Source organism: bacterium, assembly GCA_024224155.1.
Lineage (GTDB): Bacteria > Acidobacteriota > Thermoanaerobaculia > Multivoradales > JAHEKO01 > CALZIK01.
Genome location: JAAENP010000095.1, coordinates 38,165 through 55,023 on the forward strand (window position 1 = coordinate 38,165; position 16,859 = coordinate 55,023).

The 16,859-nt window shown below is 64.1% G+C and carries 15 protein-coding genes; 8 read left to right on the top strand and 7 right to left on the bottom strand.

All coding sequences use genetic code 11. The features are described from left to right. Positions 1-125 precede the first annotated feature (125 nt). Entirely contained in the window at positions 126-1,535 is a 1,410-nt protein-coding gene (locus tag GY769_05200; GenBank protein ID MCP4201315.1) for a YfcC family protein, read from the top strand. A 52-nt stretch (positions 1,536-1,587) separates the two neighbouring features. Here the strand turns inward: GY769_05200 and GY769_05205 are convergent, their stop codons facing one another. Next, positions 1,588-3,135, bottom strand: coding sequence for a nicotinate phosphoribosyltransferase (locus GY769_05205; GenBank protein MCP4201316.1), 1,548 nt, complete (start codon positions 3,133-3,135; stop codon positions 1,588-1,590). A gap of 42 nt (positions 3,136-3,177) precedes the next feature. On the opposite strand from GY769_05205, the gene GY769_05210 reads away from it, so the two are divergent. Then, positions 3,178-3,780 carry an isochorismatase family protein gene (locus tag GY769_05210; protein ID MCP4201317.1) on the top strand — a complete coding sequence of 201 codons (603 nt, stop codon included), beginning with the start codon at positions 3,178-3,180 and terminating at the stop codon, positions 3,778-3,780. Between the two features lie 7 nt (positions 3,781-3,787). Here the strand turns inward: GY769_05210 and GY769_05215 are convergent, their stop codons facing one another. Continuing rightward, positions 3,788-4,261: a cytochrome c gene (locus tag GY769_05215; GenBank protein MCP4201318.1), complete on the bottom strand. Its 474-nt coding sequence runs from the start codon at positions 4,259-4,261 to the stop codon at positions 3,788-3,790. 127 nt (positions 4,262-4,388) lie between these two features. Continuing rightward, the gene (locus tag GY769_05220; protein ID MCP4201319.1) at positions 4,389-5,495 is read right to left on the bottom strand and encodes a carboxylate-amine ligase; all 1,107 of its coding nucleotides are present in this window, start codon (positions 5,493-5,495) and stop codon (positions 4,389-4,391) included. Between the two features lie 92 nt (positions 5,496-5,587). Between GY769_05220 and GY769_05225 the strand changes: the two genes are divergently transcribed. Beyond that, positions 5,588-6,292, top strand: a complete 705-nt coding sequence (locus GY769_05225) for a CPBP family intramembrane metalloprotease (protein MCP4201320.1) — start codon at positions 5,588-5,590, stop codon at positions 6,290-6,292. A gap of 135 nt (positions 6,293-6,427) precedes the next feature. On the opposite strand, the gene GY769_05230 is transcribed toward GY769_05225, so the two are convergent. Then, positions 6,428-6,610, bottom strand: a complete 183-nt coding sequence (locus GY769_05230; GenBank protein ID MCP4201321.1) for a hypothetical protein — start codon at positions 6,608-6,610, stop codon at positions 6,428-6,430. Between the two features lie 65 nt (positions 6,611-6,675). Between GY769_05230 and apaG the strand changes: the two genes are divergently transcribed. Continuing rightward, positions 6,676-7,089 carry a Co2+/Mg2+ efflux protein ApaG gene (apaG, locus tag GY769_05235; protein ID MCP4201322.1) on the top strand — a complete coding sequence of 138 codons (414 nt, stop codon included), beginning with the start codon at positions 6,676-6,678 and terminating at the stop codon, positions 7,087-7,089. Here the strand turns inward: apaG and GY769_05240 are convergent. Then, positions 7,083-8,423 carry a 2-oxoglutarate synthase gene (locus tag GY769_05240; GenBank protein ID MCP4201323.1) on the bottom strand — a complete coding sequence of 447 codons (1,341 nt, stop codon included), beginning with the start codon at positions 8,421-8,423 and terminating at the stop codon, positions 7,083-7,085. The two genes, apaG and GY769_05240, sit on opposite strands and share 7 nt — an antisense overlap. Then, positions 8,420-9,562: a pyruvate flavodoxin/ferredoxin oxidoreductase gene (locus GY769_05245; protein MCP4201324.1), complete on the bottom strand. Its 1,143-nt coding sequence runs from the start codon at positions 9,560-9,562 to the stop codon at positions 8,420-8,422. Before GY769_05245 ends, GY769_05240 begins: the two co-directional genes overlap by 4 nt. Positions 9,563-9,658: 96 nt before the next feature. On the opposite strand from GY769_05245, the gene GY769_05250 reads away from it, so the two are divergent. The 3 genes from GY769_05250 (at position 9,659) to GY769_05260 (ending at position 12,917) form a co-directional block, all read left to right on the top strand. After that, positions 9,659-10,084, top strand: a complete 426-nt coding sequence (locus GY769_05250) for a hypothetical protein (protein MCP4201325.1) — start codon at positions 9,659-9,661, stop codon at positions 10,082-10,084. A 129-nt stretch (positions 10,085-10,213) separates the two neighbouring features. After that, positions 10,214-11,590, top strand: coding sequence for a DUF4038 domain-containing protein (locus tag GY769_05255; GenBank protein ID MCP4201326.1), 1,377 nt, complete (start codon positions 10,214-10,216; stop codon positions 11,588-11,590). A gap of 22 nt (positions 11,591-11,612) precedes the next feature. After that, positions 11,613-12,917 (top strand): erythromycin esterase family protein, encoded by a 1,305-nt coding sequence (locus tag GY769_05260; protein MCP4201327.1) that lies wholly within the window; start codon positions 11,613-11,615, stop codon positions 12,915-12,917. 73 nt (positions 12,918-12,990) lie between these two features. On the opposite strand, the gene GY769_05265 is transcribed toward GY769_05260, so the two are convergent. Beyond that, positions 12,991-13,686 carry a tetratricopeptide repeat protein gene (locus GY769_05265; GenBank protein ID MCP4201328.1) on the bottom strand — a complete coding sequence of 232 codons (696 nt, stop codon included), beginning with the start codon at positions 13,684-13,686 and terminating at the stop codon, positions 12,991-12,993. Between the two features lie 232 nt (positions 13,687-13,918). Here GY769_05265 and GY769_05270 point away from each other — a divergent pair, with 232 nt between their 5' ends. Beyond that, positions 13,919-16,840: an insulinase family protein gene (locus tag GY769_05270; protein MCP4201329.1), complete on the top strand. Its 2,922-nt coding sequence runs from the start codon at positions 13,919-13,921 to the stop codon at positions 16,838-16,840. The last annotated feature ends 19 nt before the right edge of the window (positions 16,841-16,859 follow it).

A 16,859-nucleotide genomic window follows, 5' to 3' on the forward strand; every position in this document is an offset into this window, starting at 1 on the left:
TTTCGCCTCGACGCTCCAATTCCCAGAAACAATCCGGGCTAGAATGCCGACGCCACGACCGAGACGCACCTCGAGCTGCGACACATCGCCGACAGTCGCGCAGGCTGTCCGCCAAGGAGAACCCCATGACCAAGAAAAAGCGCTGGGTTATCGACTCTCTCGTCCTGATCTTCTCGATCGTCATCATCGCTCAGCTGCTGACCTATGCCGTGCCCCAGGGCAAGTTCGAGCGTGAGCCGTATCCGAAGAACCCCTCGCGCGAGATGGTGGTCCCCGGCAGCTACGCTGCGGTCGGCGCCCAAGACGAGGTAGCTCTCAAGCCGTGGCATTTTCTGACCGCGGTTCCCAAGGGCCTCGAAGCGGCCCAGGAGATCGTCTTCCTGGTCTTTCTGGTCGGTGGAGTCATCGCCGTCCTGCGCGCCACCGGAGCCATCGACGCCTTCCTGCACACGGCGGTGGCCAAGCTCGGCAGAAGCCCCTGGGTATTGATCGGCGGTTGTCTGGTGCTGTTCGGCATGGGCTCGTGGACCATCGGAATGGGCGAGGAGTATGTACCGCTGATCCCAATTCTCATCACCATGAGCCTGGCGATGAAGATGGACGCCATCGTCGCCATGGGGATGATCTGGGTGCCCTACGGCATTGGCTGGGCCTGCGCCGGCACCAACCCTTTTGGCGTGTTGATTGCTCAGGACATCGCCGGGCTCGCGCCCACCTCGGGCTGGCCGTTTCGCCTCGGGCTCCTGGTGATCTTCCTCGCGGTCGGGTTTCAGCATGTCTACACCTACGCACTCAAGGTCCGCCGCGACCCCTCGACCAGCCTGGTCGCGGATGTCGACTACAGCGACGGCTTCGAGGCCCCTGACGACATACGGCTCACCGGCACGAGACTGGCGATCCTACTCGTGTTCGTGCTCGGCATCGTTGGTTTCGTCATCGGGGCTTCGACCGCGGGCTGGTACATCCGCGAGCTCCTGACGATCTTCCTCGCGATCGGTGTTCTGGCCGCTGCCATCGGTAGGCTCTCTCCCGTCAAGACCAGTCAGACCTTCATCCACGGCGCCGGCGAGATGACCGCCGCCGCGCTGATTATCGGCTTCGCCCGCGCCATCGAGGTGGTATTGAATGACGGCCAGATCATCGACACCGTCATCCACTCGATCGCGTCGCTTCTCGAGGGGACCGGCCCGGCCGTCTCGGCCGTGGGGATGCTCGCCGTTCAAAGCGTCTGCAACTTCTTCATCCCATCCGGCAGCGGCCAGGCGTTCGTTACCATGCCGATCATGTCGCCTCTGGCGACTCTCACCGGAGTTCCCCAGCAAGTCGCCGTGCTCGCCTACCAGTTCGGCGACGGCTTCAGCAACATGCTGGTGCCGACAAGCGCTCTGGTGATGGGGACGCTCGCCCTCGGCCGGATTCCATACGGGCGCTGGCTTCGTTTCGCCGCCCCGCTGCTGGGAAAGCTTCTGCTGGTCGCCATCGCGATCCTGATTTTCGCCGTCTACCTCGGCGAAGCGGCTGGCCTCGGCGCGTAGACGGGCAACCGACCGGACCGGGCGCGCCTGGACCGTCGGTATCCGGTCGGGGCTAGGCGCCTCGTGTCGCTTCGGTGACCAGATTCTGCTTCAGCTCCCAGAGCTCTCGGGTCAACGAGACATGGTAGACGTGAGGATTGACCAACCGGCGCACGCCCGGGTCGAGCCGCGACAGGTCCCGCTGCCGGCGCGCTCGCATCTCCTCGATCGAGGGAGGCGGTCCAACCGGCTCGCCGTCACGCACGGCGTCGGCAAGAAGCGGCTCGACCGACGAGATCTCACAGGCCATTAGAGTCCGCGTCAGATCCTCGCGAATCGGATGGTGAAGCTCGAGCCTCCCCGCCTCGACCACGTTCTCCGAAGCCAGGGCGAGCACGTCGACTGTCGCGGTGTCGCGCCGATCGTACACTCGCCACAGGCGCTTGTCTCCTGGGTTGACCGTCTTCGCCGGGCTCTCCGACACTTTCAACAGCGGCTGCCAGGAGCCATCGAGCTCGACGGCTGCCGCCTTGTAGACACCGTCGATATTGTCCGAGCCGGAGGTGACCAGCCGGGTTCCGACGCCGTAGACCAGGCGGTTGATCAACGCGTCGGCGTCGACGCCGTAGCGAGGCGCCTCCTCTTCGATCTGGGTCAAGATCTGCCAGATAGCGAGCTCGTCCAGCCCGCTCGAGAGCGTGATTACGGCGTCCTCGAAGCCGGCGGTGTCGAGCATCACCGCGGAGCGAATGGCGAGGTAGGCCAAGTCACCCGAGTCGAGCCGGATCCCGACCGGTCGGTGCCCCTTGCGCCGCAGTTCTTCGAAGACCCGAATCGCGTTCGGCACGCCGCTCTCCAGCGTATCGACCGTGTCCACCAGCAGCAGGCAATCGTCCGGGTAGCTCTCGGCGAAGGCGCGAAACGCACCGAGCTCGCCCTCACCGAGAGCCATGAACAGCTGCACCAGACCATGGGCGTGCGTACCCTTGGGTTGGAAACCGAGCAGGTGCGAGACGCCCACGTTCGAGGAGAAGTCGGCCCCTCCGATGAGGGCCGCGCGGGTGCCGGCACTCGCCCCGCGCTCGGGGGCGCGCCTCAGACCGAACTCCAGAAGCGGGCGTCCCCGGCCGGCGGCCCGGACGCGAGCCGCCTTGGTGGCGATGAGCGTCTGGTAGTTCAGATGGTTCAGAAGCGGCGTTTCGAGAACCTGGGCCATCGCCATCGGCCCACGCACCACGACCAACGGCACGTTGGCGTGGACCACCCGGCCCTCGGGCACGGCCTCGATGGATATCGAGGAAAAGTCACCCTCGTTGCGCAGCCAATCCAGGAAACCGTCTTCGAAAAGCCTCTCGCCGGCGCTCGTTTTTTGGCCGCGCAAGAACTCCAGCTCGCGCTCGCCCGCTCGGGCCTCCTCCATCCAGTCAAGTAGCCATTCGAAGCCGGCAAAGACGCAGAATCCAGCTTGGTGGTCACCGTAGTTCGGATATCTCCGGAAGAAATAGTCGAACTGCACCCGCTGCTCGGTGAGCCCCAGTCGATAGTAGATCTGGGCCGAGGTCAGGTGATACTGATCGGTGAGAAGAAGTCCCTCGGCGACCCTGCGATCCGCTCGCTTCACGAGTTGACGATATCCTAGACTCGAACCGAAGGGACCCCGGAAGTGCCTCACTACGACCAGCGGACCGCGCTCATCGTCGTCGACGTTCAAAACGACTTCGCCGATCCCGAGGGAAGCCTCTACGTCTCCGGCGGCGAGCAGGTCATCCAACCCATCAACCAGGAGATCGCCCGTGCCAGAAGAGCGGGTGCCCTGGTCGTCTACACCCAGGATTGGCATCCCCGATCGACGCCCCATTTCGAGAAGGACGGCGGTATCTGGCCGGTCCACTGCGTCGGTGGCGAATGGGGCGCGGAGATTCACCCGGAGCTTGACGTCGACGGACCGTCGATCCGAAAGGGCACCGGCGGCGAAGATGGGTACTCCGGTTTCTCCACCCGCGATCCCCAGACCGGCAAAAGATCGGAAACCGGACTGGCGGGACTGCTCGAGAGCCACTCGATCGAACGCGCGGTCGTGCTCGGTCTGGCTCTCGACTACTGCGTCAAAGCCACGGCTCTGGACGCCGCTGACGCGGGTCTGTCGACGACCGTGATACTCGAGGCCACGCGCTCGGTCGATCTCAATCCGGGTGACGGCAAGCGGGCGGTGGAAGAGCTGCTGGCCGCGGGAATCCGGGTTTCAGGTTCCCCGGCTCGGAGTTGAAGCCGACCTAGTTCGGGTCGCCTCCCATCATCGGAGACAGGCCGGAAATCGGAGGCTGAATCGACTTCAGGTAATAGACCAGCTCGATGACCTTCTCCTTTACCACCTTCTTGCTCGCGGTCTCGTCCATGCCCATGAAGGCTGGCCCCCAAACCGGCATGACACGGGTGCCGTGTCCCGGCACGTCCCGACCGTCGACAATGTCGTAGATGGCATCAAAGGGAAACTCTCCCTGATTGTGCTCGTTGATCTGGGTGAGGTCCGATGGCATCGATTTCATGTAGGGCGCGATGACGCCGTCCCCCTTCGCTTCCATGCCATGGCAGGAGCCGCAATGCGTCAGGTAGCTCTTCCGACCTCGCTCGATCAGTTTCGCTACATCTTCCTCTTGAGCGGAGGCCTGCGTGGCGGTTGCGCAAAACAGCCCGACGACGGCGAGGATCAAGAGCCAGATCTGGTATCCGGATACCGCATGTTTCATTTCGTCCTCCTCAGTCCTGGGCGCCGTCCGATCGGCGCGAATCCAGGCTACGGCTCACCGAAACCAGGCGCCACACCCAACTGGGTGGTATCGGCCCGCCAGGCAACCTCAGGGCACGGCCCCGTCCCTACCGGCAGCCTGCGCGGGTTTCCGCGACCAGCTGGTCGACGACTGCCTTGAAGTCACCGGTCTCGGCATACACCTTGCGCTGGCGGTCGGCGCTCGTACCCTCGGCGAGAATGGTCTCGACGTAGGCAATCTCCTCCGAGATCCCGAGCTCGTCCGCGACATCTTCGACCAGGTCCACGACCTCACGGGCGAGAACTTCGAACGGCACTTCTTCGCCCTTTCCGAAGTCCAGAAGCTTGCCGTCGGTGCCCCAGCGTACCGCCCGCCATTTGTTCTCCGCGATGAGGTGGTGCCGATAGCGACGCCAGGATTGGTTCTTCTGGCGCAGTTGGTAGAGCTTGGCCACGATCGCCACGGTCAAGGCGGCGATACAGATCGCTTCGTCGACCTTGGTGCAGATGTCGGTGACACGAAACTCGAGCGTCGGGAAGCTGGGATGCGGCCGGATGTCCCACCAGATGCGAGTCGCGTCCTCGATGCAATTGGTCTTGATGAGGGTGTCGATGAAGCGCTGGTACTCGGACCAGGATTGGAAGGCCGGTGGCGGCCCCGTCCGCGGTAGGTTCTCGAAGACTATCGATCGGTAGGACTTCAGGCCCGTATCGCGCCCGAGCCAGAAGGGCGAGCTGGCCGAGAGAGCCAGCAGGTGCGGTAAGAAATAGCGAGCTTGATCCATCAGGTCGATGCGCAGGTCGGGATCCTCGATTCCGATGTGGATGTGCATGCCGAAGATGAGAAGACGCTGCGCGATGTAAGCCAAGTGCTCACGATGCTTGTAGTAGCGCTCCTTGGGCGTGATCTCCTGGTCCGCCCAGCTAGAAAAAGGATGCGTGCTCGCCGCGAGCACCTGGAGGTTGTTCCTCTCCGCGACCCCCACCACCGCCGAGCGCAGCCGCACCAACTCCTCTCGCGCCTCGGCTATCGTGCGGCAGATCTTGCTTCCTACTTCGACCTGCGATTGCAGGAACTCGGGTTTGATCTGGTCCTTGAGGACATGCTTGCCTTGCTCCAAGAACTCCTGAACGAACGAGGTCAGCTCGCGCGTCTCCGGATCAACGATCTGGTACTCCTCCTCGATACCGATCGTGAATTCAGGCAAGCTCATCCGAACCCTCTCTTGATTGAACCAGAACTCGCGCGAGTCTAGCAGGAGGTCGTGTGTCAGACTTACCCGGAACCCAAGGGAGGCTTCGCTGCGTGCTCCGCTGGTTTGATATCGCCGTCTTGTCCTACCTCGCCATCCTGCTGCCTTTGATTGCGGTTGTCGGCTATCGGAGAATGGTTCGCAGGCTGGCGGCGGGAGACGAAGCCGTCCGACTGCGCACCTACAGCCAGACCATCGTGCTCGAGTGGGTCACGGTGGTGATTTTGTTGGCAGTATGGCTTGGGGCCGGACGCGGGCTCCCGGAGCTGGGCTTCGGCTTCGACAATGGCTGGCGCTTCTGGCTAGGAACGGGCCTGGCTCTGGTGGCCACGATCTTACTGTTCATCCAGGCTGCAACCGTCACCAGCAACCCCGAATCGCTCGAATCCGTGCGGCGAAGAATGGGGCACCTCGAGCAGCTGGTCCCCCATACCGAACGGGAGCTGAAGACCTTCCGGGTGCTGTCCGTCACCGCGGGGATCTGCGAGGAGATCGTCTATCGAGGCTACGCGATCTGGGCGGTCGCGGCTTTCGGCGGCATCTGGTGGGCCCTGATCGGCTCCACGGTTCTCTTCTCCCTCGGGCACCTCTACCAGGGACCGAGGTCGCTCGCGAGCGTCTCTCTCGTGGGGCTGGTGATGGCCGGTCTGTTCGTGCTCACCGGGGCGCTCTGGGCTCCGATGATCCTGCACGCCGCCATCGACCTCAACAGTGGCCGAACCACCTACGAGGCCACCAAGACGGGGGACAGGGTCTAGGAAGGGAGCTTCAGGATGGCTCCGGCGCCTCGACCCGGGGCGTCGTCAGCAGAAACTGCAATGCCTTGCGCAGCTCGGCCGTGGAGCGTCTCGGGAACGCGTGGCCCAGGCCCGGCACGACTCGCAGCTCCACCTCTAGACCGCCTTCCCGAAAGCTCGACTCGGCCTGGCGGAAGCTGGCGGCCGAGGGATCCCCCCCCCGATCAACAGATAGATCCTCGGCGCCTTGCCTTCAGGCACGGGCATCAGATGGGGCTCGCAGTGCCCGGCAACCGGCAGCAGGCCGACGACACCGGCGGCCAGAACGAATCCTCTCATGCTCATCCTCCAAGACTACCGGCAACTGCTCGACACCCCGGCTGAACGTGATAGAAGATGACCCGATGCCGTCTTCGAGAACAACGGCCGGCTTCGCATCGGACGCCGTAACCCGGGGGATCAGCGTCCACGTGGAGCCCAGATTCGACCCACATCGCTCCCAGCCCGAGCTGTCGCAGTGGTTTTTCCTCTACACGGTCACGATCCAGAATCGGGGCTCGGAGACCGTTCAACTGCTGACCCGCCATTGGATCATCACGGATGGCGAGGGACGCGTCGAGGAAGTGCGCGGACCGGGCGTCGTCGGCGAGCAGCCGGTACTCGCGCCCGGTGAGTCATTCGAGTACACCTCGGGGTGTCCGCTCACCACCGACGTAGGCAAGATGGAGGGCAGCTACCAGATGGTGACTGCCGGGGGCGAGGTCTTCGATGCGGCTATCGCGGCGTTCACGCTCTGCGAGGCCGGCACGGTTCACTGATCGATCGCGCCCAGCGCCCGCCCCGCCAGGATCGCTTCGAGGCAGGCGGCCCGGTAGGCGGGCGCAAGGAGACCGGCGGCCGCTTCCAAGGCCGCGAACTGAAACAGATCGAGCTCGGACAGCATCGCGGCAAGAGCGACCAACGATCGATTGTGGCGCGTGACGCGGACTGCCGCCTGCCGAGGATCCACGATCGTCAGCGAGGCCCGAGTCTGGGGCCTCAGTCCCGGTATGGCAAACACACGATCCTCCGCTCCCATCGCGTCGAGATACCCCTGAGCCTTCTTGAGGCCATCCTCGGACAGCACCAGCAGAGCGTCGGGCTTGCGCATCCCGCTGTAGGCAAAGGGCACGGGCGACAGAATGAGCTCGGACAGACTGTGTCCGCTCTGAACGGTGATTGGATAGTCGTCGCGCTGGGTCGCCCGGAGGCCGGAGAGAATCCCAGCCCGGGCGGCCAGCCGCACCGCCGAGCGCACCTTCTCGCCGGCCGATCCGGCCACCGCGAGCTCGAAGCGCTTGTCGAGTGACGCCTCGAACCCCGGTTCCAGGGGCTCGAGACCCGGAACGGCCCTCTTCCCAACGACCGGATGTGCCCGCCGAAACGCGTCACCGTAGTCTTCGACGTCGTTGCGTCCCACCACGCCGACGGGCAGCCCGAGTTCCTCGAGCATTCCGAAGAGTGCCTTGCCGGTGAGCTGATTGCTGGGCGCGTAGTACGCCGTGCAGAGCTCCCAGATGTCCAGAATCGCAAAGCCGGGGCTCCGAATCCCCTCGGCTATCCGTTCGGAGAGGTGCTTGTCGAAACTGGTCCCACGGTAGGCGAAGCCGGCGCCGTTCACCGCCAGGGTGCCGCAGATGTCGAGCGGGCGCTCGAGGTTGCCGGCCAAGGTCGTCGAGGTCACCGCGGCCAGCGGAGTCGTCGTCGAGTGCTGTCCGCCGGTCATGCCGAAGTTGAAGTTATTGAACACGAGCACGGTCACCCCGATGTTGCGACGGGCCGCGTTGAGGAGATGGGTGCCGCCGATACCGGTGCCTCCGTCCCCCATGATCACGACCACGGTCAGCTCCGGACGGGCCAGCTTGATGCCGCAGGCGTAGGTCACGCTGCGCCCGTGGAGGCCGTGGAACGCGTTGGTCGCAAAATACTGGTCCGAAAGCCCCGAGCAGCCGATGTCACTGACCAGCACGACCTCGTGAGGATCCAGGTCCAGTTGGACAAGCGCCTCGTTCAGGCGGTTGAGGATCACCCCGTGTCCGCAGCCCGGACAAAACGGATAGGGACTGTCGTTGCGGAAAGTCGCAAGCGGAGTGATGGTGGCGCTACCGCTCACGACAGTCGCTCCAGAAACTGCTCGGGCGCAATCAGCTCGCCATCCACCCGGTGCAAGCCTTCCACTGTGCATCCCCATTCACGGCTCGCCACCAGGCGCTCGATCTCGCGCCGGTACTGGCCGTGGTTGAGCTCGGCGACCACGATTCGGCTCACCGTTTCCAGCGCCGCCCGGATCGAGTTCTCGGGCACCGGCCACAGACTCTGCACCGTTAGCGCCGAGACCTTCCGACCCTTGGCGCGAGCCTCCCCCACCGCCTCGCGCATCGCACCGGCGGTCGACCCGAAGCTCAACCAGAGCGTCTCGGCCCCGGGCTCCAGATCGGCCGTAACGCTCTCGATCTCTTCCAGGTTGTCGTCGATCTTGGCCCTCAGATGACGGTTGAGGCGACCCACGGTTTCCGGATCCTTGGTGATGAACGCCCTCTGGTCGTGAGTCGAGCCGGTGAAACGAACGATGTGCTCGTCGCCGTAGGGAACCAGAGGCGGGACGGCTTCGGGCGGATCATACCGGTAGGGCTCAAAGGGCTCTTCGGCGCTCCGCTCGGGCTCTTTTTCCCGGCCGACGCCGGCTCCGAGGCGGGCCCTCTCGTAGTCTTCGAGATCGACCGTGGTCGCGGTCATGTTGAGCTCTTTATCGGTCATCAGAAAAACGGGGCATCGGAATCGCTCGGCCAGTCGGAACGCCTCCAGGGTCAGCTGGTAGCACTCCGGGACGGACGACGGCGCCAGCGCGATGATCGGGTAGCCACCTCCCGTCGCCCAGCGCACGAACTGGACATCTCCCTGGCCGACTGTGGTAGCGCCACCGGTCGCGGGACCCAGCCGCTGCACGTCGACGATCACCAGCGGCACCTCGCCCATGATCGCCAGCCCGATGTTCTCGCTGTAGAGGCTGATCCCCGGGCCACTGGTCGCGGTCATGGCGCGAGCGCCCCCCATCACGGCGCCGATGCACATCCCGATCGAGGCGATCTCGTCTTCGCCCTGGATCGCGATGCCTCCCCTCGGAGGCAGCTCGCGCATCATCATCATGAGGATCGGTGATGCCGGAGTGATCGGATAACCGGCGAAGAAATCACAACCGGCGTCCAGCGCGCCGCGCACGATCGCGGTCGAGCCGTCGGTGAACTCGCGCACTACCGGTCAATTTTGGCAGGCCGGACGACGCTCTCAAACACCCTCCCAGAGGGCCGGCCCCCACCTCCAAGGGCGGCTCGGCGTTAGAGTGCAGCCGTGAGGCCGTGGATCACCTTGCTGTCGGCAATCGCCTTGACGTCAGCGGCCTGTTCCGGCCCTGACTCCCGGGCCCTGGCCGGCGACTACAGCCGGCGGCATCGCGTATTTGTCTTCCACGGCAACGAGCCCATCGAAACCGAGGCCGAGGATCGCCTGACCCTGCGCGCGCTCGAAGAAGGTGACCTTGGCTTCATGTTTGAGATTACCGCCGACGCTCGACAGCGGTGTGCCATGTCGGGCATCGCGCGGGCCAGAGGGGACGCCTTTGAGTATCGAGATCGGGCCCAGGGCGGCGGCTGCACGCTCCAGATCAGCAAGCTGGGCGAGGAGGTCCACATCGAGGACATCGACGACTCCTGTCGAGGGCGGTACTGTGGGGAGGGGGCCTCGATCGGTCGCCTGGCGTTCACTCCGACAGAATAGGTTCACATGGTCAAGCTCTTGCACCTAGGAATCGCAATGCGACCCCCATCGAGCACATTGACCAGCTGTGGGCTCTTACTTCTGCTTGTATTCCTGCCCTCCGCTGTCTCTGCCAGCGTCGATGGGCTGTTGAAGGTCCATCCGGTCAACCCTCGCTATCTGACCAATGACTCGGGCGAGGCGATTCTCCTGGTCGGTCCGCACACCTGGCACGCTTTTCAAGACTACGACGACGGTCAGCGGCACACGGATTTCGACTATGCGGCCTGGCTTGATGAGCTCGAAGCTGCCGGTTTCAACTTCTTCCGAGGCTGGAGCTGGTCGGACGGCTATTACTCTCCCCTGCCATTCGAGAAGGTCATCGTTCAGGGTCGAAGGGTCTACGACCTGACCAGGTGGAACGAACGCTACTTCGAGCGGCTCCGTTCGCGCCTCGAGGCCGCCCGGAAACACGGCCTCTACACCAGCGTCATGCTGTTTCAAAGCTGGAGCGTGGACGATCGGGACGGCACCCGCCGCCCGGACCCATGGCTCAACCACCCACTGAGAAGAGGCAACAACGTTCAACGAACCCAGGTCAGAAACCACTCGGGCTCCAGGCTGGCGCCCATTCACGACGAGTACCTGCGTCGGATGGTCGAGGCTCTCTACGACCTCGACAACTTCGTCTGGGAGGTCGGCAACGAGCTCGGAGGCGGCTCGGGCCCCTGGACGCGCCTGGTCATCGACCGTCTGCGAGAGCTCGAGACGCAAAAGGTGGCATTGGATCCCGAGGACCGGAACCGGCGGCACTTGATCTGGGCCAGCTGCATCGGCGGTCGCTCGATGCCGAGGCCCGCCTTCGGCGCCGATCTGGTTTCGCCCTGCAATACCGACCGCTACGGAGTCGAGACAGCCGGGCACTGCTTCAACCCGGTGCGCAACGCCCAACCTCCGGCGGCCGAAGGTTCTCGAGTCGTCATCGCCGACTCCGACCACTTGGCGCCGCTTGCCGCCAACCCCGACTGGGCCTGGAAGAGCTTCTTCAGAGGCCTGCACCCAATCGCTCTGACCGCCCCCCGAGGCGAGGATAGCCTGCCCTGGTGGCGAGGCCGTTGCGATCTCGATCGCGGCCGTGAGCGGGCGGAGAAACTCGTGCGGACTCTCAAGATCATCGCTCGCGTCGCTCGAAGGGTGGACCTCGCAGGCAGCATTCCGCAGGCAAACACCCAGCCGGGGCATCCGGGCTCCGTTTCATCGGCGGGTTACTCCCTCTTCACGACCGCGGATCCCGGCACCTCCAGCCTCCCCGACGGCCGCCGGTTCCTGGTCTATCAACCCGCCGCCATGGGTGGCCGCAAACCGGTCAACGTCTGCGGACTTCGCAACGGCCGGACCTATGGTGTCACCTGGCGCCGTCTCGACGACGGCAGGGTGTTCTGGACCGACCGCCGTACCTCCTCACGCCACTGCGAGTCCTTTGCCGGTTCCCCGGCAGGCGGCATTCTCGAGCTCAAGCTCAAGTAGACGAGCGGACAGCCAACGCCTGATGCCCTCGACAAGATTCCTCTGCTCGGCGCCGCTCTGGCTCGGCTTGATCAGTCTGGTCGCCCGGGCCTCGATGCCGGCCCCGGCGGCCGGCCAAGAGATTCAGCCCGGTATTCACCGGCTCAATGGCATCGAGGAGACCCTTCCCATCGGCGACCTCAAGCCGCTCAAGAAGATAGTCCGCGACATCGACGTGCTCGGACTCGGTGAGGACGTGCACACGACGCGCGGATTCTCCCGGGCCAAGTTCCGGCTGTTCAAGTACCTGGTCGAGAAACGCGGCTTCCGCGCGTTCGGATTCGAGAGCCCGTGGGTGGAGGCGGAGCTAGTGGCGCGGTACGTGGAGGACTGTCAGGGCTCCCCGGAGTCGGCCCTGCAGGGTCTCTTCGGGGTCTGGCAGAACGAGAGCGTGCGCGATCTCGTCCAGTGGATGTGCGAATACAACCGCAAGCACGCCGGCGACCCGGTCTACTTCTACGGCTTCGACCATCAGCAAGGTTGGGACGACGCCCCGCGTCTCAGGAGCCTTCTCAGACAGTTCGGCGTCGACGCGAACAGCCGGAAGATCAGATGGCTGGACAACTGCGAAGGCGGTAGCTCCACCTCGGCGGGCGACTACTTCGCCAACCGACAGACTCCAATCCCGGAGCTGCGGCACGAGCGCTGCCTCGACGCTCTGGACCGCGATTGGGAATTCCTCGACCGCCGCGCCCGCAGACTGATCAGGAAGGGACGAGCGACCGCCGAAGACATCGAGTGGGCCAGGATTCACATCGTCGGCCTCCGGTCGTGGCAGGAGCAGACCTTCCATCGCGACACCAGCTTCAGCCGGTCCTACGAGGCGCGCGATCTGGGCATGGCCTACATTGCCCGAATGATCCGCGAGCTCCGGTTCCCGGCAGCCAAGACCGCCCTTTGGGCCCACAACGGCCACATAGCTGCGGGCGGGAAATTCCTGACCGGCCCCGACACGATGGGCGTCTTCCTCAAGGAGAGCCTGGGCGACAAGTACGAAGCGCTCGGACTCGTTGCCTACGAGAGCAAGATCGATTGGCCCGGAGTCGGCTGCGGCTCGACCGGCGTCTCACGGTTCCCATCGGTCGAAGCGAGCCTGCGGCAATTCGACGAGCTCTTTCTCTTCATCGACCTCGACTTTCCGGATGCCGAAGATCCATTTCTCGTGCCCAACCAGTTCTACAGCTTGAACGGAAACTTCATGGTGCCGCGCGAGGAATTCCGAGCGCTCATCTACCTGGAGACCGCCGAGAAGATGATCCCGCTGGCCTGGGAGCCCTGCTCCGAGTAGCGGCGGCAGGAAACCTGCCGTTCGGCCATACCGGACGCGGCGCGTTCAGAGTGACTCCGCTCGCAGGCTCCGCCTAATCCTCGGACTCGGCGGAGAGCGCCTCGAGCGCTCGCTCCATCTCCGCGGCCTCGGTGTCGTTGCCGAGTCCCCGATGAATCTTCATCAGAAGCTCGAGCGCCTGGCGATTCTCGGGCTCGAGCTCGACCGCCTTCTTCGCCGAGGCCAGGGCCTGGTCGTTGTCGCCCTGAAACACGCAGGTTTGCGCGAGCACATGGTGGGCCGCGGCCAGCCTCGGCCGGATCTTCAGTACCCTCTCGAACTTGGCGCGAGCGGTATCCCAGTCGCGCTCGTTGTAGGCGGTGATCCCCTTGTTGTAAATGCCGCGAACGTCTTCTGGAATCTGAACCCCACCACCGCCCGAGCCCTTTTCGAGCGTGAAGTCTCGCTCGATCCGCAAGTGTTCTTTGGTCCACGTGCTCCCAGCATCGAACAGCTCGGCGAATACCTTGTACCCGTCCTTGGTCACCGTGATCCGGTACCGACGGGCCGGATGCATCACGAACAATCCATAGCGCCCATCCTTCTTGCTCGTGCCGGAGCCGGATATCGAGGTATTCAGCGCGATCGCCTCCGCCTTGACCAACGCTCCCACTACGGGATTGCCGTCCTCGTCGGTGACGACTCCCTTGAAGCGGACCCCCTGAGCCAGAGCCCTGTCCGGCGCCATCATGGCCAAGAGGAGGAACAAGAACGTCAATCTCTCTTTCATGCCGGTCCCCCTCGTCTCGCCCATAGATAATCTCTGGAGAGAACCTATCAGGCCTCTTCGCCGTTGCCGCAACCGCGATTTTTCAGACCCCTTATTCGTGGGCTTGTGTCCCTGGGCTGATTCCGTCTTTCCGGACCGGCCGGGCTAGTATTCCCCCCACCGCCGGCCGAAGCTGATCGGCGAACCCTCGAAACGACCGTTCTCCAGCACCGATGAAAAAAGGTACACAACCATGAAGCACCCAGCCCTGGCGGTCCCGGCCGCGTTAGCTCTCCTTGCACTCGGCGTCCTCCTCGGCTGCAGCGCGGCGCTGCCGGATCCCCAGGCTCCAGCCCCCGATTCGCCGACACTTCCGCCACCCTCTGCCACCGCCGGAGGCGAGGCCGCGGCTGCCACCGATGTCGACCGGTTCGCTTCAGACGCGGTGATCCCCGTCGACCCGGACGTCACCATCGGCAAACTCGACAACGGCCTCACCTACTACGTCCGCGCCAACGGCAAGCCCGAAAACCGAGCCTCCCTCCGCTTGGTGGTCAACGCCGGATCCATCGTCGAAGACGAGGACCAGCGCGGTCTGGCTCATTTCGTCGAGCACATGGCCTTTAACGGCACGCACAACTTTGCCAAGCAGGAACTGGTGGACTACCTGGAGAAGATCGGGATGCGCTTCGGCGCCGACGTCAATGCCTTCACCAGCTTCGACGAGACCGTGTACATGCTCGAGGTGCCCACGGACGATGACGAGATCTTCGCGACCGCGTTTCAAATCCTGGAGGATTGGGCGCATCGGGTCAGCTTCGACGGCGAGGAGATCGACAAGGAGCGGGGCGTGGTGGTCGAGGAGTGGCGCCTCGGACGGGGCGCCAACAGCCGGATTCGCGACCGGCAGTTTCCGGTGATCTTCCACGGCTCTCTCTACGCCGAGCGCCTGCCGATTGGTGAGCGAGAGATCCTCGAGAAAGCTCCCCATGACTCCTTCCGGAGCTTCTACCGCGACTGGTACCGCCCAGATCTCATGGCCGTCGTAGCCGTGGGTGACTTCGATGAGACCGACACCATCGGGCGCATCGAAGAGCACTTCGGTCGCATTCCGATGCCGGAGGAACCCCGTCCACGCACCGAGTCCCCGGTCCCCGGCCACGACGAAACGCTGACCTCGATCGTCACCGATGAGGAGGCCACCGCCGTGAGAGTCACTGTGGGCTACAAGCGACCCTTGCAGAAGACCCGATCCGTCGGCGATGCGCGCAGAGACCTCATCGACAATCTCTACGACGCCATGATGAACGCACGCCTGAGCGAGCTCGCCAAGGAAGCCGACCCCCCCTACCAGTATGGCTTCGCCGGCTCGGGGCCCCTGGGCAGAACCAAGGCGATGTACAGCATCTCGGCGGGTGTTCGTGACGGAGGCGTCGACCGAGGCCTGACGACGCTTCTCACCGAGGCCAAGCGCGTCGCGGAGCACGGCTTTTCGGCAAGCGAGCTGGAGCGAGCAAAGACCAACATGCTGCGCGGCATCGAGCGCCTTTGGGAAGAGCGCGACAAGCAGGAGTCCGCCCGTTACGTCGGCGGCTACTCTCGCCATTTCCTGGATCAGGCACCGATCCCGAGCATCGACTTCGTTCGCGACCTCTACACTCGGCTGATGCCGGGTATCGAGCTGGCCGAGGTCAACGCGCGGGCCGGTCAGTGGATCACCGACACCAACCGGATCATCCTCCTGAGCGGCCCCGACACCGACGAAGCCGGAATCCCTCGAGAGGCCGAGCTGCTGGGCTTGTTCGCCGCCGCCGAGAAGCTGGACGTCACCCCCTGGGTGGATAGGACCCGCGACGAGCCGCTGGTCGAAAGGCAGCCCGAGCCCGGCAGCATCGTGTCGGAAGAGGCCATCGCCGAGATCGGAGCCACTCTATGGCAGCTCTCGAACGGTGCGCAGCTCTTGCTCAAACCGACCGACTTCAAGAACGACGAGGTTCTGATTCGAGGGTACAGCCCCGGCGGCCATTCTCTGGTCCCCGAACAGGATTACATTTCGGCCATCCAGGCCACCGCCGTGGCGGCAGAGATGGGGCTCGGCAACTTCGACTCCATTGAGCTCGGCAAGGCTCTGACCGGCAAGGTCGCCGGCGTCAACGCGTTCGTCGGTGAGATCAGCGAGGGAATCAGCGGCCGCGCTTCGCCACGCGATCTCGAGACGCTGTTTCAACTCATCTACCTGAAGTTCACCGGAGCTCGGCGAGACGAGCGGGCCTTCAAGTCCTACCTCAGCACCGCCCGCGGCAATCTCGAGAACCAGGAGGCGTCGCCGAGCTTCTGGTTCAACAAGAAGTGGAACGAGGTGACCTTCAAGGGGCATCCCCGGCGCCGGCTGTTCACGATCGAAACCTACGACGAGGTCAATCTCGATCGCGCCCTCGAGATCTACAACGATCGCTTTGCCGACGCCTCCGATTTCGTCTTTACGATGGTCGGGAGCTTCGAGCTGGACGTGGTCCGCCCGCTGGTCGAGACCTGGCTGGCTTCCCTGCCCGCAATCCACCGCAATGAGACATTTCGCGACGTCGAGGCCTACGCCGAGCCTGGCGTCAGCGAGTTCGAGGTGCGCAAAGGCATCGAGCCCAAAAGCAACGTGCGAATTGTCTTCCACGGCTTCGCCGACTGGAGCCCGCTCCAGGCTCACATCGCGTCTTCCATGGCCGATGCGCTTCGCATCCGGCTGCGTGAAGTCATGCGGGAAGATCTGGGCGGCGTCTACGGAGTGCGCGTCTACTCCAGCCTCCGCCGCTATCCAAAAGGTCGATACAACTCGGGCATCAGCTTTACCTGCGATCCCGATCGAACCGAAGAGCTCCTGTCGGCGGCGTTTGCCGAGCTCGACAGCCTGAGGACCGAGGGACCGACGCAGGCGACCGTCGATAAGGTGCGAGAGATCCAGCGGCGGTCGCGCGAGACTGCGCTCGAGCGCAACGGCTTCTGGCTCGGGGCTCTCCACCTCCAGCAGATCAACGACCTGCCGCTTACCGAGATCCTCGAATACGACCGGAAGATCGAGGCCGTAACCCGCGACTCGGTTCGTGAAGCAGCTCGGCGCTACTTCGACAGCACGAGCTATATCCTGGGCGTACTCAATTCGGAAGAGGCCGCTACGGACTAGCCTGCCCTTCTCACCAGCG